At 61.0% G+C, this 22,127-nt stretch carries 22 protein-coding genes; 14 read left to right on the forward strand and 8 right to left on the reverse strand.

Annotated elements, in window-relative coordinates; genetic code table 11:
* Positions 1–455: 455 nt before the first annotated feature.
* Positions 456–2,123: a PhoH family protein gene (locus tag FYB76_RS10170; RefSeq protein WP_154133583.1), complete on the forward strand. Its 1,668-nt coding sequence runs from the start codon at positions 456–458 to the stop codon at positions 2,121–2,123.
* Between the two features lie 95 nt (positions 2,124–2,218).
* On the opposite strand, the gene FYB76_RS10175 is transcribed toward FYB76_RS10170, so the two are convergent.
* The 7 genes from FYB76_RS10175 to rpsF all read right to left on the reverse strand — a co-directional run bounded on the left by FYB76_RS10175 (position 2,219) and on the right by rpsF (position 7,280).
* The gene (locus FYB76_RS10175) at positions 2,219–3,226 is read right to left on the reverse strand and encodes an inorganic phosphate transporter (RefSeq protein ID WP_039788418.1); all 1,008 of its coding nucleotides are present in this window, start codon (positions 3,224–3,226) and stop codon (positions 2,219–2,221) included.
* Positions 3,227–3,296: 70 nt separating this feature from the next.
* The gene (locus FYB76_RS10180; protein WP_034330265.1) at positions 3,297–3,923 is read right to left on the reverse strand and encodes a DUF47 domain-containing protein; all 627 of its coding nucleotides are present in this window, start codon (positions 3,921–3,923) and stop codon (positions 3,297–3,299) included.
* Between the two features lie 202 nt (positions 3,924–4,125).
* Positions 4,126–5,571 (reverse strand): replicative DNA helicase, encoded by a 1,446-nt coding sequence (locus tag FYB76_RS10185; RefSeq protein WP_041310594.1) that lies wholly within the window; start codon positions 5,569–5,571, stop codon positions 4,126–4,128.
* Positions 5,572–5,774: 203 nt separating this feature from the next.
* Positions 5,775–6,227, reverse strand: a complete 453-nt coding sequence (gene rplI, locus FYB76_RS10190) for a 50S ribosomal protein L9 (protein WP_088753774.1) — start codon at positions 6,225–6,227, stop codon at positions 5,775–5,777.
* 26 nt (positions 6,228–6,253) lie between these two features.
* Positions 6,254–6,538 (reverse strand): 30S ribosomal protein S18, encoded by a 285-nt coding sequence (gene rpsR / locus FYB76_RS10195; RefSeq protein WP_006462643.1) that lies wholly within the window; start codon positions 6,536–6,538, stop codon positions 6,254–6,256.
* Between the two features lie 55 nt (positions 6,539–6,593).
* Entirely contained in the window at positions 6,594–6,893 is a 300-nt protein-coding gene (gene priB / locus FYB76_RS10200; RefSeq protein ID WP_088753773.1) for a primosomal replication protein N, read from the reverse strand.
* A 21-nt stretch (positions 6,894–6,914) separates the two neighbouring features.
* Positions 6,915–7,280: a 30S ribosomal protein S6 gene (gene rpsF / locus FYB76_RS10205; protein WP_006462645.1), complete on the reverse strand. Its 366-nt coding sequence runs from the start codon at positions 7,278–7,280 to the stop codon at positions 6,915–6,917.
* A gap of 317 nt (positions 7,281–7,597) precedes the next feature.
* On the opposite strand from rpsF, the gene lexA reads away from it, so the two are divergent.
* The 10 genes from lexA to FYB76_RS10255 all read left to right on the forward strand — a co-directional run bounded on the left by lexA (position 7,598) and on the right by FYB76_RS10255 (position 17,713).
* Positions 7,598–8,257: a transcriptional repressor LexA gene (gene lexA / locus FYB76_RS10210; RefSeq protein ID WP_088753772.1), complete on the forward strand. Its 660-nt coding sequence runs from the start codon at positions 7,598–7,600 to the stop codon at positions 8,255–8,257.
* Positions 8,258–8,460: 203 nt separating this feature from the next.
* The gene (locus FYB76_RS10215; RefSeq protein ID WP_154133569.1) at positions 8,461–10,443 is read left to right on the forward strand and encodes a tetratricopeptide repeat protein; all 1,983 of its coding nucleotides are present in this window, start codon (positions 8,461–8,463) and stop codon (positions 10,441–10,443) included.
* Positions 10,444–10,766: 323 nt separating this feature from the next.
* Complete coding sequence (locus tag FYB76_RS10220; protein ID WP_154133570.1) at positions 10,767–11,855, forward strand: flagellin; 1,089 nt, start codon at positions 10,767–10,769, stop codon at positions 11,853–11,855.
* Positions 11,856–11,933: 78 nt separating this feature from the next.
* Positions 11,934–12,293, forward strand: a complete 360-nt coding sequence (locus FYB76_RS10225; RefSeq protein ID WP_154133571.1) for a flagellar protein FlaG — start codon at positions 11,934–11,936, stop codon at positions 12,291–12,293.
* A 228-nt stretch (positions 12,294–12,521) separates the two neighbouring features.
* A complete protein-coding gene (gene fliD / locus FYB76_RS10230) occupies positions 12,522–14,591 on the forward strand; it encodes a flagellar filament capping protein FliD (protein ID WP_220405935.1) in 2,070 nt (689 codons plus the stop codon).
* A 28-nt stretch (positions 14,592–14,619) separates the two neighbouring features.
* On the forward strand, positions 14,620–15,078 hold the full coding sequence (gene fliS, locus FYB76_RS10235; protein WP_088753767.1) for a flagellar export chaperone FliS: 459 nt from the start codon (positions 14,620–14,622) through the stop codon (positions 15,076–15,078).
* A gap of 5 nt (positions 15,079–15,083) precedes the next feature.
* A complete protein-coding gene (locus tag FYB76_RS10240; RefSeq protein ID WP_088753766.1) occupies positions 15,084–15,413 on the forward strand; it encodes a flagellar protein FliT in 330 nt (109 codons plus the stop codon).
* 2 nt (positions 15,414–15,415) lie between these two features.
* Complete coding sequence (locus FYB76_RS10245; RefSeq protein ID WP_154133572.1) at positions 15,416–16,603, forward strand: flagellar hook-length control protein FliK; 1,188 nt, start codon at positions 15,416–15,418, stop codon at positions 16,601–16,603.
* Positions 16,590–16,934, forward strand: coding sequence for an EscU/YscU/HrcU family type III secretion system export apparatus switch protein (locus tag FYB76_RS10250; protein ID WP_088753764.1), 345 nt, complete (start codon positions 16,590–16,592; stop codon positions 16,932–16,934). Before FYB76_RS10245 ends, FYB76_RS10250 begins: the two co-directional genes overlap by 14 nt.
* 23 nt (positions 16,935–16,957) lie before the next feature.
* Positions 16,958–17,713, forward strand: a complete 756-nt coding sequence (locus FYB76_RS10255; RefSeq protein WP_088753763.1) for a flagellar brake protein — start codon at positions 16,958–16,960, stop codon at positions 17,711–17,713.
* Between the two features lie 122 nt (positions 17,714–17,835).
* On the opposite strand, the gene fliE is transcribed toward FYB76_RS10255, so the two are convergent.
* On the reverse strand, positions 17,836–18,192 hold the full coding sequence (gene fliE, locus FYB76_RS10260; protein ID WP_154133573.1) for a flagellar hook-basal body complex protein FliE: 357 nt from the start codon (positions 18,190–18,192) through the stop codon (positions 17,836–17,838).
* 249 nt (positions 18,193–18,441) lie between these two features.
* Here fliE and fliF point away from each other — a divergent pair, with 249 nt between their 5' ends.
* Genes fliF through fliH form a run of 3 tightly spaced genes read left to right on the forward strand, consistent with a single transcriptional unit; the run spans position 18,442 to position 21,975 of the window.
* The gene (gene fliF, locus FYB76_RS10265; protein WP_154133574.1) at positions 18,442–20,226 is read left to right on the forward strand and encodes a flagellar basal-body MS-ring/collar protein FliF; all 1,785 of its coding nucleotides are present in this window, start codon (positions 18,442–18,444) and stop codon (positions 20,224–20,226) included.
* Positions 20,219–21,214, forward strand: coding sequence for a flagellar motor switch protein FliG (gene fliG / locus FYB76_RS10270; protein WP_034338562.1), 996 nt, complete (start codon positions 20,219–20,221; stop codon positions 21,212–21,214). The genes fliF and fliG overlap by 8 nt, the downstream gene beginning before the upstream one ends.
* Positions 21,215–21,273: 59 nt before the next feature.
* A complete protein-coding gene (gene fliH / locus FYB76_RS10275) occupies positions 21,274–21,975 on the forward strand; it encodes a flagellar assembly protein FliH (protein WP_145602420.1) in 702 nt (233 codons plus the stop codon).
* The last annotated feature ends 152 nt before the right edge of the window (positions 21,976–22,127 follow it).

Raw genomic sequence — 22,127 nt, forward strand, 5'->3', positions numbered from 1 at the left:
CGCAATGGCCCACCAGGCTGCTGTGCAAGGTACCCGGCAGCAGCGATCGGTTCAGGCCGCGGCGCCGGTACCTGGCAAGTCCCTGCGACGCGTTCCAACCATGCGGTCAAACGATACAAGCCATTGAATTCAAACAGAAAAACGTTTGCTGGAAGCCGTTTCAGGTTAAGGCCCGTGGCCTGCCGAAACGGCTTTTTTACTTTTTACTTTGCCACCCCTGCCGTCCAGGCCAATCAAGCCCTCGCCCATCCCCTGTCTGCCCTCCGTACGGCCACGTCCGCTACGTTGCAGCACAGGCGCAAGGATTTCATTGGCATGCCCGGCCTTGCAGCAAGATCCCTCTCTTTGCTGTCTGATGTATTGCTTCACCTGTTCGCTCTGACAAAGCGGTGTTTTCTTCATCCACTTCCGAGGTCCTGATGCCCCTGCCCAAAATGCCGAGCAAACCAGCTTCGATGCTGTCTCCCGAGGACTATCCCAAGGCCGATCGCAACAAGCCCGTCAAACCGAACATCACTCTCGTTGAAACCTCCGCTGCCGTAGTTGCACCCCAAGAAGTTGCAGTTGCCGTTGCCGACGTCTCCGACACCAAGGTCGCCGCGCCCCGTGCGCGCATCACCGGCAAGACTGCCGCCGTGGCCGAGAAACCGAAAGCCGCTCCCAAGAGCGCCGAAGCCCGTCCCAAGTCGCCCACCAGCCGCGTGGCCGACACGCTGGGCAAGTCCAAACTGTTCGTGCTGGATACCAACGTGCTGATGCACGATCCGACCTCGCTGTTCCGCTTCGAGGAGCATGACATCTACCTGCCCATGGTCACGCTGGAGGAGCTGGACAACCACAAGAAAGGCATGTCCGAAGTAGCCCGCAACGCGCGCCAGATCTCGCGTTCGCTCGATGCGCTGGTGTCGGACGTGGCCGAGGACTCCATTGACCTGGGCATCCCCTTGTCCAAGCTGGGCAACAAGGATGCCAAAGGCCGCCTGTACTTCCAGACCAAACTGCAGAACGCCGCGCTGCCTGAAGGCCTGCCCGAGGGCAAGGCCGACAACCAGATCCTGGGCGTGGTGCGCGCGCTGGACCAGCAATATCCGGAACGTCCGGTGGTGCTGGTCTCCAAGGACATCAACATGCGCCTGAAGGCGCGTGCCATTGGACTGCCGGCGGAAGATTACTTCAACGACCACGTGCTGGAAGATACCGACCTGCTGTATTCGGGCATCCAGCAACTGCCGGATGACTTCTGGAACAAGCACGGCAAGGGCATGGAGTCCTGGCAGGAAAGCCGCCACGGCAGCAGCTACACCTACTACCGTGTCACCGGCCCCTATGTGCCTTCGCTGCTGGTCAACCAGTTCGTCTTCATCGAGCCCAAGAATGGCGAGCCGGCCTTCTACGGCCAGGTCAGCCAGATCAACGGCAAGACCGCTGTGTTGCAGACCCTGCGCGACTTCGGCCACGCCAAGAACAGCGTCTGGGGCATCACTGCGCGCAACCGCGAGCAGAACTTCGCGCTGAACCTGCTGATGAACCCCGAGTGCGATTTCGTCACCCTGCTAGGCCAGGCCGGTACCGGCAAGACCCTGCTGGCACTGGCTTCGGGCCTGGCGCAGGTGCTGGAGACCAAGCTCTACAACGAAATCATCGTCACCCGCGTGACGGTGCCGGTCGGTGAAGACATTGGTTTCCTGCCGGGCACGGAAGAAGAGAAGATGGGCCCCTGGATGGGCGCCTTCGATGACAACCTCGAAGTGCTCAACAAGTCCGATGGCGATGCCGGTGAATGGGGCCGCGCCGCGACCCAGGACCTGATCCGCTCGCGCATCAAGATCAAGTCGCTCAACTTCATGCGTGGCCGCACTTTCGTGAACAAGTTCTTGATCATCGACGAGGCCCAGAACCTGACGCCCAAGCAGATGAAGACCCTGGTCACGCGCGCCGGCCCCGGCACCAAGATCGTCTGCCTGGGCAACATCGCCCAGATCGACACGCCCTACCTGACCGAAGGCTCCAGCGGCCTGACCTATGTGGTCGACCGCTTCAAGGGCTGGGCACACAGCGGGCATGTCACCCTGGCACGCGGCGAACGCTCGCGCCTGGCCGATCACGCCAGCGACGTGTTGTAAGCACTTTTCTTCAGCGTCAAAGCAAAAAGCCACGTGAAAACGTGGCTTTTTGCTTTTGGGCGGCCGCTGCGCGTGCAGCGACCAGAGGGAAAGGCTTACAGCACGTGCACGCCGATCCACCAGGCGATCGCCGCCACGAAGGCCGAGGCGGGAATGGTGAAGATCCACGCCCAGACGATATTGCTGGCCACACCCCAACGCACGGCCGACATCTTCTGCGCCGCGCCCACGCCGACGATGGCGCCGGTGATGGTGTGGGTGGTCGAGACCGGAATGCCCAGGGCAGTGGCGATGAACAAGGTGATGGCGCCACCGGTTTCGGCGCAGAAACCGCCGACGGGCTTCAACTTGGTGATCTTCTGGCCCATGGTCTTGACGATGCGCCAGCCACCGAAGAGCGTACCGAGGCTGATGGCGCAGTAGCAGGAAATGATGACCCACATCGGCGGCGCGTCTGGCGACGAATAACCGGAGGCGATCAGCAGCATCCAGATGATGCCGATGGTCTTCTGCGCATCATTGCCGCCGTGGCCGAGGCTGTACATGGAGGCCGACAGCAGCTGCAGCCGGCGGAACCAGCCATCGATCTTGCGCGGTGTGGAGCGGAAGAAGATCCACGACACCACGAGCATCATCAGCGAGCCAAACACCAGGCCCAGCACGGGCGAGAGCACGATGAAGAGAATCGTCTTCAACAGGCCCGCCGAGATCAGCGCGCCGGTACCGGCCTTGGCCACGGCCGCACCAACCAGGCCGCCGATCAGGGCATGCGAGGACGAGGACGGGATACCGTAGTACCAGGTCACCAGGTTCCAGAAGATGGCACCGATGAGGGCGCCGAAGATGACGTACTGGTCAACGATGGCCGGTTCGATGGTGCCCTTGCCCACCGAGGCCGCCACGTGCAGCTGGTGGAACACGAACACGGCAGCCAGGTTGAAGAAGGCGGCCATGGCCACGGCGGTCTGCGGACGCAGTACGCCCGTGGAGACCACGGTGGCGATCGCGTTGGCGGCGTCGTGGAAACCGTTCATGAAGTCGAACAGCAGCGCCAGGACGATCAACAACGCGAGAATATGTAAGCTGATTTGGATTGTTTGCATGGGGAAACCGTTGTATGAAACCAGCGGCGTCCCCATCGGAAATCGAGGGAATCGCCGCTACGCCGGGAGATCAGGCGTTTTCGACGATGATGCCTTCGATGATGTTGGCTACGTCTTCGCAGCGATCGGTGACGGTTTCCAGGATTTCGTAGATGGCCTTGAGCTTGATGAGGGTGCGCACATCCGGTTCGTCGCGGAACAGCTTGGACATGGCCGCACGCATGACGTGGTCGGCGTCGGATTCCAGGCGGTCGATTTCCTGGCAGATCGACAGGATCTGGCGCGAATTGTCCATGTTGGACAGCAGACCCACGGCGGCCTGCACCTTCTCCGCACAGGACAGGCACAGCTCGGCCAAGCGCTTGGCTTCGGGCGTGATGGCCTTGATGTCGTAGAGCGAGATGGTCTGGGCCGCGTCTTCGAGCAAGTCCAGGATGTCGTCCATGCGGGTGATCAGCTGGTGAATGTCATCACGGTCCAGCGGCGTGATGAAGGTCTTGTGCAGCAGTTCGATGGCATTGTGCGTGACCTTGTCGGCTTCCTTCTCGACGGCTTCAATGGCGTGCACGCGAATTTCAAGGTCGTCGAAATTGGTCATCAGCGCCACCATTTCTTTCGCGCACTTGACCGCCAGCTCTGCATGCTGATTGAAAAGGTCAAAGAATTTGCCTTCAGTCGGCATCAATCGTCCAAACATTTTTCTCTCTCATCAATGGTTAGCGCTCATGTAAAGCGCCGTTTCGAACCGGCCTGCGGCTGCCCCCTTGGAAGCCGGAATCCCGCCCTGCCGGTCCTGCACGCACGGCCTCGGGAGCCGTCCGTCTTGCATGACACGGGTAGCCCCGCGCCACCCGTGGTCCTCTTGCAGCGGCGCACCGGTCCGGTACGCCGCCATGGCATCAGTCGCCGCCGTAAGGCTGCGCCAGGTTGCCGATATAGTTGTCGTACTTGGTGTACATCCCCAGGAAGGACAGGCGAATGCTGCCGATCGGGCCGTTACGCTGCTTGCCGATGATGATTTCCGCCGTGCCTTTGTCGGGCGAGTCCGGATTGTAAACTTCATCACGGTAAATGAACAAAATGACGTCGGCATCCTGCTCGATGGCGCCCGATTCGCGCAAGTCGGACATCACGGGACGCTTGTTGGGACGTTGCTCCAGCGAGCGGTTCAGCTGCGACAGCGCAATGACCGGGCAATTGAGTTCCTTGGCCAGGCCCTTCAGGCTACGCGAGATTTCCGAGATTTCGGAGGCGCGGTTTTCAGAAGAGCTGCCACCGTTGCCCGACATCAGCTGCAGGTAGTCGATGATGATCAGTCCCAGCTTGCCGCATTGGCGAGCCAGACGGCGCGAACGTGCGCGCAATTCGATGGGAGACAGCGCCGGCGTTTCGTCGATGTAGAACTGCGCATCGTTCATCTTCTGGATGGCATGCGTCAGGCGCGGCCAGTCCTCGTCCAGCAGGCGGCCGGTGCGCAGGCGGTGCTGGTCCAGGCGCCCGACCGAACCCAGCATACGCATGGCCAGCTGCGCGCCACCCATTTCCATGGAGAACACCGCCACCGGCAGGCCCGACTCGATGGCGACATGCTCGCCGATGTTGATCGAGAAAGCGGTTTTACCCATGGACGGACGGCCGGCCACGATGATCAGGTCGCCGGGCTGCAGGCCGGAGGTCATCTTGTCCAGGTCCATGAAGCCGGTCGGAACGCCTGTGATGTCGCTGGAACTGTCGCGGTTGTAGAGCTCGTCGATGCGCTCGACCACCTGGGTCAGCAGCGGCTGGATTTCCATGAAGCCCTGCGAGCCGCGTGACCCTTCTTCGGCAATGGCGAAGATCTTGGATTCAGCCTCGTCCAGCATGGACTTCACATCCTTGCCCTGCGGATTGAAGGCATTGCCGGAAATCTCGTCGGCCACGGTGATGAGCTTGCGCAAGATGCCGCGATCGCGGACGATCTCCGCGTAACGGCGGATGTTGGCTGCAGAAGGCGTGTTTTGCGCCAGCGCATTCAGGTAGACCAGCCCGCCCACCTCTTCGGCCTTGCCGCTGGTGGACATGGCTTCGTAGACGGTGATGACGTCAGCCGGCTTGGTGCTGTTGATGAGCTTGACGATGTGCTCGAAGATGATGCGGTGATCGTAGCGGTAGAAGTCCTCAGCGCTGACGAAATCGGCGATACGGTCCCAAGCCGCGTTGTCCAGCAGCAGGCCGCCCAGCACCGATTGCTCGGCCTCGATGGAGTGGGGCGGCACGCGGAGCGCATCGATCTGGGGGTCCGATGACTCTTTCTGGCCACGGAAAAATTCTGGATTGCCGCGGGACGATTCTTTCATGGCGCGCATTATAACCTGCTGATGTGAAGCCGTAGGTCAGACCGGACGTTTTTGCACGACCTGATGCTTCATGCGAACGGATGCGACATGAAGCCAATGACATCCTGTTCGACAATCACTGTGCCGCCGGGATGCCCAGGAGAAACTGACAATAAAAAAGCCAGGCGAACCCGGCTTTTTTATTGCAAAACGAATTGCAGCAAACAGGCGTATTACGCTTGCTCGCCCTTGACTGCGATGGTGACGTCGACCACCACGTCGGTGTGCAGAGCCACCGACACCGGGTGTTCGCCAACAGTCTTCAGCGGGCCGTTGGGCAGGCGCACTTGCGACTTCTCGACAGCAAAACCCTTCTTGCCCAGGGCTTCAGCGATGTCGAAGTTGGTCACGGAACCGAACAGACGGCCATCAACGCCGGCCTTCTGCGACACTTCCACGGTGGAGCCGGTCAGCTTTTCGCCTTGGGCTTGGGCAGCGGCCAGCTTCTCGGCAGCAGCCTTTTCCAGGTCAGCGCGCTTGGCTTCGAATTCAGCGATGGCTGCATCGGTAGCGCGGCGGGCCTTGCGTTGCGGGATCAGGAAGTTGCGTGCGAAACCGTCCTTGACGCGCACGACATCACCCAGACCGCCGAGATTCACGATTTTTTCCAACAGAATGACTTGCATGTTTTTCTCCTATTTCTCGACGCTGATTAGGCGTTGTGCAGATCGGTGTACGGCAGCAGGGCCAGGTAACGCGCGCGCTTGATGGCGGTGTCAACTTGACGCTGGTAGTGGGCCTTGGTACCGGTCAGGCGTGCCGGCATGATCTTGCCGTTTTCCTGGACGAAGTCCTTCAGCGTGTCCACGTCCTTGTAATCGACCTGTTCAACGCCAGCGGCGGTGAAACGGCAGAATTTCTTGCGCTTGAACAGCGGGTTTTGCTGTTGACGCTTGTTTTTCAGCTTGCTTTTATCGAACTTTTTACCGAATGCCATGGTTGGCTCCTGTATCTAAAAATTGGGTAAGGTCTGTTTGGCTACCTTGCGCCGCTCAATCCGGCGCGACCGGGCCAAAATCAACGATATGAAACACGACGCTCTTGCTGTTGCGATTCCTGCGGGCTAAAAAGCCGGTGAACCGGAAGACTTCCCCCAGCGCTGCCCTGTTGAGCGCACCGGAGATTTCTCCTGCTGCCAGCGCCGCGATCTCGAATTCGACCTGGCGCTGCATGCCAGCTTCCATCTGTTCCGACTGGTGCTGCAACCTGGCAGTGACAATCGGGATACCGGCCGGCGTGTAACGCAAAACATCACGTTCTGCCAGGCTGGCGATGACTTGAAGCTGGTTCACTCTCCGCGATGTTCGCAGCGCTTAAGCTGCCGGAGCTTCGGTACGGCTCTTGGCCGCGTCTTCCTTTTGCACTGCCTTCAGGATGGGGGAAGGACCGGTTTCGGCCTTCTTCATCTTGACGGTCAGGTGGCGCAGGACGGCGTCGTTGAACTTGAAGCCGGTTTCGATTTCAGCCAGCGTTTCGCTGTCGACTTCGATGTTCAGGCAGACGTAGTGAGCCTTGGCCAGCTTCTGGATCTGGTAAGCCAGTTGACGACGGCCCCAATCTTCGACACGGTGGACCTTGCCGCCGCGGGTGGTGACGATGCCCTTGTAACGCTCGATCATCGCCGGCACTTGCTCGCTTTGGTCCGGGTGGACGATAAATACGATTTCATAATGACGCATGTAGACTCCTTATGGACTTATTGAAGACGCCCACCCCGGCGTCAAGACGGGTGTGGGAAGAGGAAAACCCGAGATCATACTAGGTTTCCGCTCTCGCGGCAATGCCGGCATCAAGCCGATGCAGCCGGGGGACCACAATATGCGGCCCCGGGCACAAGACCACGCAAGACCTTCACCTGCGGCACGCTCTATATAAACAAGAAAGCTTGCCTTTTCGCTCCAGGAATATGCATGTTGCCGTTGACACAAGGATTGCACCTGTATAAAAATACAGACTGTTCATCCAAACAGCCTTCCCTCCGAGAAAGGCCACCCTCATGCTCAAACTGACTGCGCGCCAGGAACAGATCCTGAACCTGATCAAGAACGCCATCGAGAACACCGGCTTCCCTCCCACGCGCGCAGAGATCGCCGCCGAATTGGGCTTTCGCTCCGCCAACGCCGCCGAAGAGCACCTGCAGGCCCTGGCCCGCAAGGGCGCCATCGAAATTTCCCCCGGCACCTCGCGCGGCATCCGCCTGCGCGAGTCGGGCAGCGCGGCCGGCGCGAGCACCGCACGCCAGATGGCCCTGCCCCATCCTGCCCTGATGCAGCTGAGCCTGCCGCTGATCGGCCGCGTGGCGGCGGGTTCGCCCATCCTGGCCCAGGAACACGTGGAAAAGACCTACCAGGTCGACCCGGCCATGTTCCCGGCCAAGCCGGATTACCTGCTGAAGGTGCGCGGCATGTCCATGCGTGATGCCGGCATCCTCGACGGCGACCTGCTGGCGGTGCGCCGCGCGGACCAGGCGCGCAACGGCCAGATCGTGGTCGCCCGCCTGGCCGACGAAGTCACGGTCAAGCGCTATCAAAAGACCGGCAGCGTCATCACCCTCTTCCCTGAAAATCCGGAGTTCGAGCCCATCATCGTCAAGCCGGAAAACGACCAGTTCGCACTCGAAGGGTTGGCCGTGGGATTGCTGCGCAGCTGGAACTGATGACCAGCGGCGCAGCCGCCCGCACCTGTCGCGAACCTGCTCCGGCCGGACATTGATTGTCCGTTGCTGCATGAACCTCCGCCTAAAACGGAGGTTTTTTGCTTTCTATTCACCTCTTCACCGGTGACGCGTTGCGCATATCATGCCTGCTGGATAGCTATGCCCGGCGCAACCGATGCGCCCAACCAAGAGGATCTTTTTCGATGTCGACGCGCAAGAGCAGCAACAAGCACGGCAAACACATTCCGGCGCCCGCCGCCGCCAAGTCCAATCTGCAGGATCTGCTGGACGTTCGCAAATGCCTCGATCTGCTGGACAGCCGCAAGACGGACGAGGCCAAGACGATCTGCACGGCCGTGCTCGCCCGCGCCCCCAACCTGGTCTTCGCCAACCACGCGCGCGGACTCATCGCCATGCAGGAAGGCCAGTTCGCGCAAGCCGAACAATATCTGCGCAAGGCCATTGAGGCCGATCCCAACAATGCCGAATACCTGAGCAACCTGGCCGGCACGGTCCTGAGCCAGGATCGTATCGATGAATCCATTGCCATTTACGAGCGCGCCATCGCACTGGACAAGGAGAACCGGGCGGCCCGCATCGGCCTGGCCAATGCCCTGCACGAAAAGAACGACCCGGAAGCCTCGATCAAATACTTCGAGGACGCCGCCCGGCGCGAACCCAATGCGCCCGGCCCCCTGTCGCACCTGGGCCGGGCCCTGATCGACGCGCGACGTTTCGACGAGGCCGTCGCGACCATCCTGAAGTCGCTCGAATACCAGATCAATTTTGCACCCTCCCACACCGCCCTGGGCGAAGCATTCCACGCCATGGAGATGTACAAGGAAGCCGTTGAATCCCACAAGACAGCCATCCTGCTGGATCCGCAGGACACCTACGCCCACAACAAGATAGCCGACAGCTACCTGAAACTGAACAAGATCGACGAAGCCCATGAACACATGCTGCGCGTCATCGAAATCGCGCCCAAGGATCCCAATGGCTACGTCAAGCTCGGCTCGAGCTACTTCAACACGGGCGACCGCTTCGAGGATGCCATGCGCATGTTCAAGCAGGCCCTGGCACTGGATCCCAAGCACGCCATGACCTACAACAACATCGGCGCCATCCAGCACGATCACGGCGACTATGACGACGCGCTCGGCAACTTCCGCCAGGCCCTGGCCCTGCGCCCGAATTACCCGACCGCCAAGCACAACCTGGCACTGACCCTGCTGCTGCGCGGCGAATTCGAGGAAGGCTGGGAGTGCCACGAAAGCCGCCTGACCACCAAGGAACGCGCCCACGTCTATCGCTTGATCCACAAGTTGTTCGAGGTCATTCCCAAATGGGATGGCAAGTCTTCGCTGGCCGGCAAGCGCATCCTGCTGATGCACGAACAGGGCTTCGGCGACAGCATCCAGTTCCTGCGCTACGCCCGCCTGCTCATGGCGCAAGGCGCCAGCGTCGCGCTGCATGTGAAGAATCCTCTTTACCGCCTGTTCCAATCCTTCACTCCCCAGGTCACGCTGGTGCGCGAAAGCGACCCGCTGCCGCCCTGCGACTGCGCCTATGTTCTCATGAGCCTGCCCTATGCGATGCGTACGCACACGGTCGAGGATATCCCCCGCTATCCGGAGGGCTACCTCTCTGCCGATCCGGCACTGGCAGCAAACTGGAAACTGAAGATTTCCACATTGACAAGATCTGAGGAAAACCTGCGTGTCGGCATCGTCTGGGGCGGCAATCCGGAACACGGCAATGATCGCCATCGCTCGATCCCGCTGGAAAAGGTCAAGCAGCTCTTCGCGCTGCCCAAGGTCGAGTTCTATTCTTTACAAAAAGGCAAGCCGGCAGAAGGACTCAAGGAATTGCCATCTGAGTTGCCCGTCTTTGACCTGGGCAACGACTGCCAGGACTTTGCCGATACGGCTGCGGCGATCAGCAATCTTGACCTGGTTATCTGCGTCGATACCTCAGTGGCTCACTTGGCAGGCGCCCTCAATCACCCCACCTGGGTGCTGCTGCCGCACGTCCCGGACTGGCGCTGGCTCAATGATCGGGAGGACTCCCCTTGGTACCCCAGCATGCGCCTGTTCCGCCAGCCAGCGGTCAGCGATTGGGATTCCGTGCTGAAAAAACTTGGCGAGGAACTAACGATCCTGCAACAGAAAAAAGTCCAGGCCTGATCCCTTGCCGATCGCGCATTGGTCCTGCCAAACCGCCCTTGCCGGGCGGTTTTTGCTTTTTGGAACTTTTTTCTCGGCCGCAACAGCAATTTTCCTAAAGTTTTTGGAATTGCCGTCGAAAAAGGATTTGCTTGGAGTTTCAAAGCACGCAGTTTTAGTTCGGAAAGCCTTGAAAAAGATTTTTTGCAAATAGCCCTAAACTTTTTCCAAGACTGCCCGATAAAGCAATCAACAGAGGTTGAAACGCCTGGGGCTCATGGGTAGAAGACCAACGTTAGGCACTGAAACTCGGATCATCGGTCTCAAATCTTAGGAGAATTAACATGGCAGCAGTCATCAATACCAACATTCCGTCGCTCAATACGCAGCGGAACCTGAATTCCTCGCAGTCGTCGCTCAATACCTCGATCCAACGTCTGTCGTCCGGCCTGCGCGTCAACAGCGCCAAGGACGACGCCGCCGGCCTGGCTATCGCCGACCGCATGAACTCCCAGATCAAGGGTCTGGCAGTTGCACAACGTAACGCCAACGACGGTATCTCGATGGCGCAAACCGCTGAAGGCGCTCTGTCGACCGTCGGCGACAACCTGCAACGTATGCGTGAACTGGCTGTGCAAGCAGCCAACGGCACCAACAGCGCACAAGACCGCAAGACCCTCAACGACGAATACACCCAGCTGTCGCAGGAAGTGTTCCGCGTCCTGAACGGCACCAGCTTCAACGGCCAGAACCTGTTCACCGGTGTGGGCCAGGGCGCTTCGGCTGGTACCGGCTCCGACGCTACCAACGTGTCGGCTTCCCTGACCCTGTCGTTCCAGGTCGGTGCCAACGTGCAAGACAACAAGCTGAACGACCAGATCACCATCACCCTGGATGACCTGTCGAACAACTCGACCATCTCTACCGTCATCGGCACCAGCGCCAAGGGCCTGATCGGTCTGGGCGACACCAGCGGCGTGAGCACCGCGCAAGCGACCTACACCTCGGCCAAGGCTGCCCTGGACAACCTGTTCGCTACCGGTTCGTCCCTGTCCTCCTCGGCACTGGCTTCGTCGGCCGTGACCCTGCAAGCTGCCGTTGACAGCGCCAAGCTGTCCCTGGACCAGGCTGTTGCCAACCCGTCCGCCCAGAGCGATGCTCAGAAGGCCATCCAGAACCTGGACAAGGCCATCAGCCTGATCTCCTCCAAGCGTGCCGAGTTCGGTGCCGTGCAGAACCGCTTCAGCGCGGTCATCAGCAACCTGCAAGTGTCGAGCGAGAACATCACCGCGTCGCGCAGCCGTATCATGGATACCGACTACGCGCAGGAAACCGCGAACCTGACCCGTGCGCAGATCCTGCAGCAAGCTGGTACCGCGATGCTGTCGCAGGCCAACTCGGCGCCGCAGCAGGTCCTCTCGCTGTTGAAATAAGCCAGATAGCTAGGTAGGATGACGTGCGGGGGATAGACCTTATTCTCCGCACGTTCCTTTAAGGAAGGGAGTAGCACCATGTCGATTGCCCCACTTAATATCACTGCTGCTGGCGACTCCGGTACTGCATATGCAGCGCCGAAGACAGCCGAGAAGCCCGATCCCGTGGTATCGACGGTCGCACCGGCGGCCACCCCGGAAGCACGACGCGCCACCGATAGCGAACTCAACGATGCCGTGGGCAAGTTGAACGATTTCGCTGCCGCCAATGCTGCCGCGTTGAATTTCTCGAAGGACCAGGATACCGGCAAGACCATCATCAAGGTCGTCGATACGGCTACGGACACCGTGATTCGCCAGATTCCCAGCGAAGAAGCTGTCGCCATCGCCAAATCGATCGACAAGATGCAAGGCTTGCTGATCAAGGAAAAGGCTTGAGTTTCCCCTCGAGTCTGGTACGAACTGCAGTGGCTGAACACCCGCATGCGTCAATGCCCGCTCATTGCGCATGACGGATTCGGCTACCCCAGTTCATAACGGATTCAGATAGTTATTTCGCACAGCGTCCCCTCGCCCCAGACGCCGTACTTGAGAGCCCATCTCCTCTTGACCGCGCTGGACAACCGCACAGCGCTGTGCCTCACGCAAAGATTCAGGAGTTGAACCGTGGCCACTTCCACCGGCACCATTTCCACATCGGCAGGTCCGCTCGATGTCTCCACCCTGGTCAGTCAACTGATCTCGGCCGAAAGCCAGACGCAGCTGACTCCGCTGACCACCCAGGCCAGCAGCTACAACACCCTGATCTCTGCGTATGGCAGCCTCAAGAGCGCGCTGTCGAGCTATCAGTCCGCCATCAAAGCCCTGACCGCAGCCAGCTTCAGCTCCCAGAAGAGCTCGGTGAGCAATGCCGGTACCGGCAGCAACCTGACCACCGACCCCTTCACGGCCGACGTCAACAGTGACAACTCGACCAAGATCCTGGCGCAGAAACTGCAGTCGGCGGGCGTGAGCAGCGGCACGACCTACAACGCCGGCGATTCGATCGCCATCAAGGTCGGCACCAATTCCCCGACCTTCATCACCTTGCAGGCCAACTCGACCCTGGCCGGCGTGCGCGATGCGATCAATGCCTCCAAGGCCGGCGTGACTGCGTCCATTACCACCGATGGCAGCGGTGACCACCTGGTGCTGGAGTCGACCGCCGGCGGTACCGCCAACACCATCAAGGTCACGTCCAACAACAGCCTTTCCGCGTTCGCCTACGATCCGTCGAGCTCCACGCCGAGCACCATGACACAGATCCAGGCCCCGCGCGACGCCACCAAGGCGGCGTCGGGCACCTACTCGGTGGCGGTCTCGCAGTTGGCGCAGACGCAGAAGCTGAGCTCGGCCAGCATCGCGCCGGGCACCACTTTCGACAACGGCATCCTGGCCATCAAGACCGGCACCGGTTCGACTGCCATCATCCAGCCCGCCACCAACACCCTGGCCGGCGTGCGGGACGCCATCAACAGCAGCGATGCGGGCGTCAATGCCACCATCGTCAGCGACGGCACCAATGATCACCTGGTCATCACCGCCAAGGACAGCGGCGCGGCCAACACCATCAAGATCACCGGCACCGGCAACTATTCGGTCTTCAGCGCCGACCCGAGCGGGACCGTAATCTCGCCCAACGTCACCACCGGCCAGACTTACACTTCCGGCACGCTGAGCCTGAAGGTGGGTGACACCACGGTCGCCATCAACCCCACCGCCAACGGCAGCGGCAACATCGACCTGAACCAGGTCGTGAGCGCCATCAACGGCGCCAGCGCAGGCGTGACCGCCTCCATCAGCAATGACGGCAGCAACGACCACCTGGTCCTGACCCCGACTGGCAGCAGCGCCACGGCGGCAGTGTCGCTGACCGGCACCGGCGACTATTCGGGCCTCACCATGAGTGGCATGGGCCAATTGCTCAAGGCCCAGGATGCCAAGCTGTCCATCGATGGCGTGGCCGTCACCAGCACCAGCAACAAGGTCGAAAACGTCATCTCGGGGGTGACCCTGAACCTGGCCAAGGTCACCACCTCGGCGGACAACTTCACTCTCAACATCAGCAACGACACTTCCGGCATCAGCACCGCCGCCAACAGTTTCGTGACCGCCTACAACACGCTGGCCAAGGCAGTGGCGGGCATGACCGCGCAGACGCCCTCCACCACCCTGGGCCAGGCCAACACATCGGCGCCACTGGCCAGCGAGTCGTCGGTCCAGACCATCATGAACCAGCTGCGCAATACCCTGTTTGCCACCGTGGATGGCGGCAACGGCATCAGCAGCCTGTCCGATATCGGCATCAGCTTCCAGAAGGATGGCACCCTGGCGCTGGACGCCACCAAGCTGTCCACGGCGACCACCAACAATTTCGCCGGCATTGCCAATCTCTTCACTGGCACCGATCCGGATACGACCAACACTACATCGTCCAAAAATGGTATCGTCACCAAGTTGCAGACCTTGCTGACGAACCTGCTGAGCGATAGCGGCATCATCGCCTCCAAGACCAATGGTCTGCAGGCCAGCCTGAAGATCAACCAGGATCGCCAAAGCACGGTGCAGACGCGCTTGTCGAACCTGAAGGACGACTACACCAACCAGTTCAATCGTCTCAACACGACCCTGGCCAGCATGCAGTCCACGCAGAGCTACCTGACCCAGCAATTGGCCAGCCTGGCCAAGAGCAGTTGAAGCATCACCGCGAACATAGGAGAACGTCATGTTCGGAAGCATGAAGCGCGGGGCCAACGCCTACGCCAACATCGGGGTGGAAACCGGCGTGATCGCCGCAAGCCCCCACAAGCTCATCACCATGCTCTTCGACGGCGCATTGGTCGCTATCGCCCTGGGCAAGAAGTCCATGGGCGAAGGCAACATCAAGGACAAGGGTGAATCCATCACCAAGGCCATCCTGATCATCGACAACGGCCTGCGCGCCAGCCTGAACAAGGAAGTCGGCGGCGAACTGGCCCTGAACCTGGACTCCCTCTACGAATACATGAGCCGCCGGCTGTTCGAGGCCAATGCCACCAACAACCCGGCCATCCTGGACGAAATCCACGGTCTTCTCGATGACATCCGCTCGGCCTGGGAACAGATCGGCCCCAACGCCGCCCAATCGGCACCGCAGATGGCTTTCCTGCAAGACAACGCCCAACCCAGCTTTGCAAAGGCTTGACTGACATGACCGGTGATGACGTCATCGCCCTCTACGAGTCCATCTCGCAATTGACCGACGAGATGCGCTCGGCTGCCCGCGCCGGCGACTGGGACCTGCTGGCAGCGCTTGAAGCGCAGTGCGGTCAGCACATTGCCAGCCTGCGCAACAGCGAAGAAAACATCACCCTCTCCGAGCCGCTGCGCCATCGCAAGGTCGACATCATCAAGAAGATCCTGGAAGACGACCGCGACATCCGCAACCTCACCGAACCGGGATTGCGCAAGCTGTCGGCGCTCATCCAAAGCAACCAGACCGAACAGAAGCTCCTCAATACCTACGGCATGGGTAGTTGACCATGTTGCCGCGGGCCGATATCGCCAGCGCCGTCCAGCCCGTCAATCCAGTCGAAGCGGCCACTCCGGTCGTTTCGGTGGCCGATGCCAGGCAGGAAGCTTTCAGCCGCCTGGCCCAGATTGCCATCGGCCAGCAAATGTCGGGCCGCATCCTTTCCAACTTCAATGACGGCACCTTCCTGGTACGCATCGCCAATACGGCGGCGCGCATGGTGCTGCCCAATACCGCCAAGGTCGGCGACACGCTGACCCTGACGCTGGTTTCCAAGGATCCCCGCCCAACCTTCTCGGTCAACGAAGGCAGCATCCACCCTGATGAGGAGAGCGCCTCGGTGGCCTTGAGCACGGCTGGACGCGCCATGCAGAAGGACCTGAAGTCGCTGCAGTTCGTCACCCGGGATGACAGCGGTGCCGGCCAGATCGCGCAGAACGAGGACATCGCCGCCGACGCCCAGGCCAAAGGCGCGCGCCAGGGTCAGTCTGGCGCACCGTCCAGCACCACGACCACGCTCAGCCACGCCGGGCGCCTCATCGACACCTTGCTGCACGCGTCGCAACAAGGCGACATGGCCGACCATATCAACGCGCCCGCCCCGCTGCTACCCAAAGCCAGCGTCCCTGCCGACCAGATGGCGGCAGCGCTCAAGGATGGCATCAACTACAGCGGTGTCTTTTATGAATCCCATGTCGCCGCCTGGGCCGCCGGCCAGCGTCCCGCAGAAGAGCTGATGAAGGAGCCGCAAGCCCAGGTAGCCGCGCGCAGCGGTGGCGAGATCAACCTGCTCAACGACAGCGATCCGGCGCAGAACCAGCTGGGCCAGCTCATCAACCTGCAGCTCAATGCGCTGGAGCAGCAGCGCGTGGTCTGGCACGGCGAGATCTGGCCAGGCCAGAAGATGGAATGGGAAATCAGCCAGGAACATGGCCAGGACAGTTCCAACCCGCAAGGCCGTGACGAAGAAAACGCCCCCAGCTGGCACAGCGTGGTGCGCTTCAATTTCGCCCACCTGGGCAGTGTATCGGCCTCGATCCGCCTGATCGGCCAGCAGATCCACGTCCAGGTGAAAGCGGATAATGAAGCCGCTGCCGCAGCCCTGCGCGGCAATACTGGCCTGTTTGCCAATGCCATGGCGGCCGCCGGCACCTCCCTCGACTCCCTGATCGTCAAGCAAGCCGATGGAGAAACCTAACATTCCCCTGCAAAATGCCGTGGCCCTGGCCTACAACGCCAGCCACGCCGCACCCCAGGTGGTGGCCAAGGGCCGCGGCCTGGTGGCCGAAGCCATCATCGCGCGGGCGCGCGATGCGGGCGTGTATGTCCATGAGTCCAAGGAGCTCGTCTCCCTGCTGATGCAAGTCGAGCTGGATCAGCAGATTCCCCCGGCGCTGTACCGCACCGTGGCTGAATTGCTGGCCTGGCTATATCGTATTGAAAATATGCAATTAAGCGGGTCAGTGATGTATGATACGGGGTCAAACTATTCCAATAATTCCCCTGGGGAAAGCGATCCTACTCGCTGAATTCCGACGTACACGACGCACAGATGGCTAACCACGACGAGATCGACGACGACAGCCCATACCGGGTTCATTCACGGAGGGAGATCATTGCCCTGCTGACCAGCATGATGGAGAAGAACCAGCTCCTGAGCCTGCTGATCAAGGGCGGCTCCGAATCCGTGATCACTTCCATTCTGGAAGTCGATGAGGATGACGACTCGCTCATCATCGATGCCGCGCCCAGCGCCACGCTCAACGAGAGCATCGTGTCCAGCAAGCGCATCGGCTTCGAAGCCCTCTACAACAGCATCCGCATCACCTTCAACGTGGACGGCGCCCGGCAGGTCGAGTACCAGAGCCGCCCGGCCCTGAAGGTCGACATCCCGGAAAGCCTGGTGCGCCTGCAACGGCGGGAATATTTCCGCATTCCCACGCCCATTGCCAAGCCCCTGCGCTGCACCTTCCGCATCACCCAGGCCGATGGCTCGTTTGTCACCGTGGTCACGCTGCTCAACAACATCAGCGCCGGCGGCGTCGGCATCACCGACGAGAAGAAGCTGCTGCCCACCACCCCGGGTGCCGTCTACGAGGACTGCCAGCTTGAGCTGGGCGACAACACCCTGGTCTCGGTCAAGCTTCAAGTGCGCGATTGCAAGGAATTCAAGATGACCAACGGCAAGGTGGTCAACCGCTTCGGCTGCCAGTTCATCGACATCCCCCGCACCGTCCTGGCCGCCATCCAGCGCTTCATCACCAAGCTCGAACGCGAACAGAACGCCAAAGCCTCCGGCATGATGTAAAGCGGCGCGCCCATGCGGCTGCGCCCAACAGCAAAACACCCCAGCCACCGGATAGCCGGCCGCTGGGGTGTTTCGTTATGGCAGGCCGAACTGGCAAGCAGTTCGGCCCAAAGAAAGAAAATTCACACCTGCATGGTCATGATGTCGCGGTAAGCCGAGACCAGCTTGTTGCGCACCTGGATGCTGGTCTGGAAGGAGATGCTGGCCTTCTGGGAAGCAATCATCACATCCGACAGATTCACGCTGTCATCGCCCATGGCAAAGGCCTGCGACATCTTGGCGGCTTTCTGCTGGGAATCATTGACCTGGTCGATCGCGCCCTTGAGCACGTCGGCAAAGTCCACGCGCTGCGCAGGCTTTCCCGCTGCCACGCCACTCTGGACCGGATCCACGCCACCCTGGGCGCGCGCCGCGGCCGCCTTCAACTGGGCGACCATTGCCTCGATCTTGCTGGTATCAATCACGCTGTCGATTGCCATTTCCCACCTCTTGAGTTCATTTTTTGCCGCTTGGCAAGAGCACAATACGCACGTTCGCCAACTACAGCAGCACCTTAACACTGCCGCATTGACAAAACAGCCCAATAAGCGGGGAATTTGCCATTCTGTTCGGGCGATCAAATTCTTCCTGTCAACGGACAATCCACACTGAGCAAAAACCTCACAAAGGTAGGCAGTGATCAAAGTCTTTATCAAGCTGGCAATCGAGGGAACGCCAGAGGGGAAATCATGGCGGTAGCAGCCGACGGCACGATGACCGGCGAAACCAACAATCCAGGCGAACTCGGCAATGCCGATGGCATGCCCCAGGGGCAGGCTGCACAAGGCGGCATGATGGGCTACGCCCGCTCGCCGCAGGGCAAGCGCATCCTGCTCATCATTGCTGCGGCCGCCACCCTGGCGCTGATGGCCGGCATCTGGCTGTGGAGCCAGAAGGTCGAGTACCGCGTCCTGTTCGCCAATTTCAATGACCGCGACGGCGGCGCCATCGTGGCCTCGCTGCAGCAGATGAACGTGCCCTACAAGTATTCGGACGGCGGCACGGCCATCCTGGTGCCCGAGAACATGGTCCACGACGCCCGCCTGAAACTGGCCTCGCAAGGCCTGCCCAAGGGCGGCAACGTCGGCTTCGAGCTGATGGAAAACCAGAAGCTGGGCATTTCCCAGTTCCTGGAACAGGTCAACTTCCAGCGCGCGCTGGAAGGAGAGCTGGCACGCTCCGTCCAATCCCTGGCCTCGGTCCAGACCGCCCGTGTACACCTGGCCTTGCCCAAGGCCTCGGTGTTCGTGCGCGACCAGCAAAAGCCGACCGCATCGGTGATCCTGAGCCTCTACCCCGGCCGCTTCCTGGACCAGCAGCAGGTCAGCGCCATCGTCCACCTGGTGGCCAGCAGCGTGCCTGAGCTCTCGCCCAAGGCCGTCACCATCGTCGACCAGAACGGCAACCTGCTCTCCGACACCACCAAGCAAGCCCAGACCAATACGCTCGACCCGAGCCAGCTGAAGTATGTCCAGGACATGCAGCAGGACATCGTCAAGCGCGTCGAATCCATCATCGCCCCCATCGTCGGCAACGGCAACGTCCGCGCCGAAGCCACGGCCGATGTCGACTTCTCCCGCAGCGAGCAGGCCTCGGAGGCCTACAAGCCCAACCAGACCCGCGACACGGCTGCCGTGCGCAGCAAGCAGAGCAGCGAGGCCAACAGTGCCACGTCCGGCACCTCGGGCGTACCGGGTGCGCTGACCAACCAGCCCCCTGCCCCGGCCACCGCCCAGATCGTCAATCCGGCGGCGGCCAATGGCGCGGCCAACCAGAACGGTACGGCTGCCACGCCCAATGGCGCGGCGCCGGCACCGGCGGCCAGCGGCAATTCGCGCAAGGACGAGACCATCAACTACGAGGTCGACAAGACGGTCCGCTACACCCAGCAACCCATGGGTGGCGTGCGCCGCCTGACGGTGGCCGTGGTGGTGAACTACAAGCGCACCCTGGACAATACCGGCAAGATCGTGATGCGCCCCCTGACCGAGGCCGAGCGCAACCAGATCACCGACCTGGTCAAGGAAGCGATGGGTTACAACAAGGATCGCGGCGACTCGCTCAACGTGGTCAATACCCAGTTCAGCACCGACATGGAACCGGAAGTGCCGCTGTGGAAGCAGCCGGGCATGATCGAACTGGCCAAGGAAATCGGCAAGTACGTGCTGGTGGCTGCGGTCCTGCTGTTCCTCTACTTCCGTGTGCTGCGCCCCATCGTCTGGAAGCTGTCGGGCCGCGAAGAGCGCGAACGCCTGGCCAAGGAAAAGGCCGAGGCCGAAGCCGCTGCCGCTGCCGCAGCAGTCGCCGCCGGCTTCGATCCGGACGATCCCGACGCCATCGTCAACCTCTCCGGCGAGCCGGCAGTGGACGAACGCGCACAGTACAAGGCCAATCTGGAAACCGCCAAGCAGTGGGCCAAGAATGATCCGAAGCTGGTGGCAAGCATCATCAAGTCATGGGTGAACAATGAGTAACGACGGCGTTCAGAAAGGTGCCATCCTCATGCTCGCCTTGGGCGAGGATGAGGCCGCCGAAGTCATGAAATACCTGGGCCCGAAAGAGGTCCAGAAGCTCGGCGCGGCCATGTCGGCGCTGCGCAACGTCAGCTTCGAAGAAATCAACGAAGTGCTGGAAGCCTTCGTCGCCGAGACCGGCCAGGCCTCTTCGCTGGGCCTGGATTCGGACGAGTACATCCGCAGCGTCCTGACCAAGGCCCTGGGCGACGACAAGGCCACCTCCCTGCTCAACCGCATCCTCGGCGGGCGCGATGCTTCCGGTATCGAAAGCCTCAAGTGGATGGACGCGCAGTCGGTGGCCGAACTCATCCGCAACGAACACCCGCAGATCATCGCCACCATCCTGGTCCACCTGGAGCGCGACCATGCCTGCGGCATCATCAACAATTTCACGGAACGTTTGCGCAACGACGTCATCCTTCGTATTGCAACCCTGGACGGTGTGCAGCCGGCCGCGTTGCGCGAACTCAATGACGTGTTGACCAAGCTGCTGACCGGCAACGAAAGCCTCAAGAAACAACAGATGGGCGGTATCCGTACCGCGGCCGAGATCCTCAACTTCATGTCGGGCGAGAACGAGACGGCGGTGATGAACAACCTGCGCTCCTACGACGAGGACATGGCGCAGAAGATCATGGACGAGATGTTCGTCTTCGAGAACATCATCGACATCGACGGCCGCGGCATCCAGCTGCTGCTCCGCGAAGTCCAGTCCGAGTCGCTGATCGTGGCCCTGAAGGGTGCTTCGCAAGGCCTGCGCGACAAGATCTTCGCCAACATGTCGCAGCGTGCGGCCGAGATGATGAAGGAAGACCTGGAATCCAAGGGACCGGTGCGTCTGTCCGAAGTCGATGCGCAACAGAAGGCCATCCTGCAGATCGTGCGCCGCCTGGCCGACGAAGGCCAGATCGTGCTGGGTGCCAAGGGCGAGGACGCGTTCGTCTGATGCGGTGGAGGCAGATGCAGGGTGCCGTCGGCATGCCGGCCTGAGGAGTCAAATAAGCCATGCGTGCAAAGATCATTCCCAAGGAAGAGATGACGCCCTACCAGCGATGGGAGCTGGCGTCATTCAACGAAGAGCCCGAACCGGAACCGGAACCGCTGCCCGAGGAAGAAGAATTCCTCGAAGAGCCGCCACCGGTCCCGCAGCTGACGGCCGAACAGCTCGATGCCATCCGCGAAGCCGCCCGCCAGGAGGGTTTTGCCGAAGGCCGCGAACACGGCCTGCAGGCCGGCCGCTCCGAAGGCTACGTGGCCGGGCTCCAGCAAGGCCAGCAGGAAGTCAACGAAATCATCCAGCACTTCCGCCAGATCGCGGTCAATTTCAGCACCGAGGTCTCGCAGTGCAGTGAAAAGATGGCGCCCGAACTGCTGGACCTGGCGCTGGACCTGGCCAAGTCCATGCTCAAGACGGCGTTGAACGTGCGCCCCGAGCTCATCCTGCCCACCGTGAGCGCCGCCATCCACGCCCTGCCCGTACTGCAACTGCCAGCCAGCCTGGCCCTGCACCCGGAAGATGCTGCCTTGGTGCGCGAGCACCTGGGCGAAGAACTGGCCCAGCAAGGCTGGAAGATCGAGGAAGACGCCCAGCTCGAACGCGGCGGCTGCCGTGTCGAAACCCGCACCAACCAGATCGATGCCACCACCCAGACGCGCTGGCAGCGTTTGGGCGAGTCGCTGTCCAAGCAGCTCGACTGGCTGGAATGATTCACCCGACGTGATAGCTAGAACTCATTTCATCAATAGGCGTGAGATGCGTTCTGTCCAGAAAGGGCGCTGGCAAGGCGCGCGACGCGTCGTGTGGCGGTGCCACACGCAAGGAGCGCAACGCGGCCAGCGCCCTTTCTGGACAGAACCCG

Source organism: Herbaspirillum sp. CAH-3 (genome assembly GCF_009668275.1).
GTDB classification, from domain to species: Bacteria; Pseudomonadota; Gammaproteobacteria; order Burkholderiales; family Burkholderiaceae_D; genus Herbaspirillum; species Herbaspirillum aquaticum.

Bases quoted from the DNA above. Each gene is read 5' to 3' on its own strand.
- FYB76_RS10170 (WP_154133583.1), top strand. From the start codon at position 456: ATGCTGTCTCCCGAGGACTATCCCAAGGCCGATCGCAACAAGCCCGTC.
- FYB76_RS10175 (WP_039788418.1), bottom strand. From the start codon at position 3,226: ATGCAAACAATCCAAATCAGCTTACATATTCTCGCGTTGTTGATCGTC.
- FYB76_RS10180 (WP_034330265.1), bottom strand. From the start codon at position 3,923: ATGTTTGGACGATTGATGCCGACTGAAGGCAAATTCTTTGACCTTTTC.
- FYB76_RS10185 (WP_041310594.1), bottom strand. From the start codon at position 5,571: ATGCGCGCCATGAAAGAATCGTCCCGCGGCAATCCAGAATTTTTCCGT.
- rplI (WP_088753774.1), bottom strand. From the start codon at position 6,227: ATGCAAGTCATTCTGTTGGAAAAAATCGTGAATCTCGGCGGTCTGGGT.
- rpsR (WP_006462643.1), bottom strand. From the start codon at position 6,538: ATGGCATTCGGTAAAAAGTTCGATAAAAGCAAGCTGAAAAACAAGCGT.
- rpsF (WP_006462645.1), bottom strand. From the start codon at position 7,280: ATGCGTCATTATGAAATCGTATTTATCGTCCACCCGGACCAAAGCGAG.
- lexA (WP_088753772.1), top strand. From the start codon at position 7,598: ATGCTCAAACTGACTGCGCGCCAGGAACAGATCCTGAACCTGATCAAG.
- FYB76_RS10215 (WP_154133569.1), top strand. From the start codon at position 8,461: ATGTCGACGCGCAAGAGCAGCAACAAGCACGGCAAACACATTCCGGCG.
- FYB76_RS10220 (WP_154133570.1), top strand. From the start codon at position 10,767: ATGGCAGCAGTCATCAATACCAACATTCCGTCGCTCAATACGCAGCGG.
- FYB76_RS10225 (WP_154133571.1), top strand. From the start codon at position 11,934: ATGTCGATTGCCCCACTTAATATCACTGCTGCTGGCGACTCCGGTACT.
- fliS (WP_088753767.1), top strand. From the start codon at position 14,620: ATGTTCGGAAGCATGAAGCGCGGGGCCAACGCCTACGCCAACATCGGG.
- FYB76_RS10240 (WP_088753766.1), top strand. From the start codon at position 15,084: ATGACCGGTGATGACGTCATCGCCCTCTACGAGTCCATCTCGCAATTG.
- FYB76_RS10245 (WP_154133572.1), top strand. From the start codon at position 15,416: ATGTTGCCGCGGGCCGATATCGCCAGCGCCGTCCAGCCCGTCAATCCA.
- FYB76_RS10250 (WP_088753764.1), top strand. From the start codon at position 16,590: ATGGAGAAACCTAACATTCCCCTGCAAAATGCCGTGGCCCTGGCCTAC.
- FYB76_RS10255 (WP_088753763.1), top strand. From the start codon at position 16,958: ATGGCTAACCACGACGAGATCGACGACGACAGCCCATACCGGGTTCAT.
- fliE (WP_154133573.1), bottom strand. From the start codon at position 18,192: ATGGCAATCGACAGCGTGATTGATACCAGCAAGATCGAGGCAATGGTC.
- fliF (WP_154133574.1), top strand. From the start codon at position 18,442: ATGGCGGTAGCAGCCGACGGCACGATGACCGGCGAAACCAACAATCCA.
- fliG (WP_034338562.1), top strand. From the start codon at position 20,219: ATGAGTAACGACGGCGTTCAGAAAGGTGCCATCCTCATGCTCGCCTTG.
- fliH (WP_145602420.1), top strand. From the start codon at position 21,274: ATGCGTGCAAAGATCATTCCCAAGGAAGAGATGACGCCCTACCAGCGA.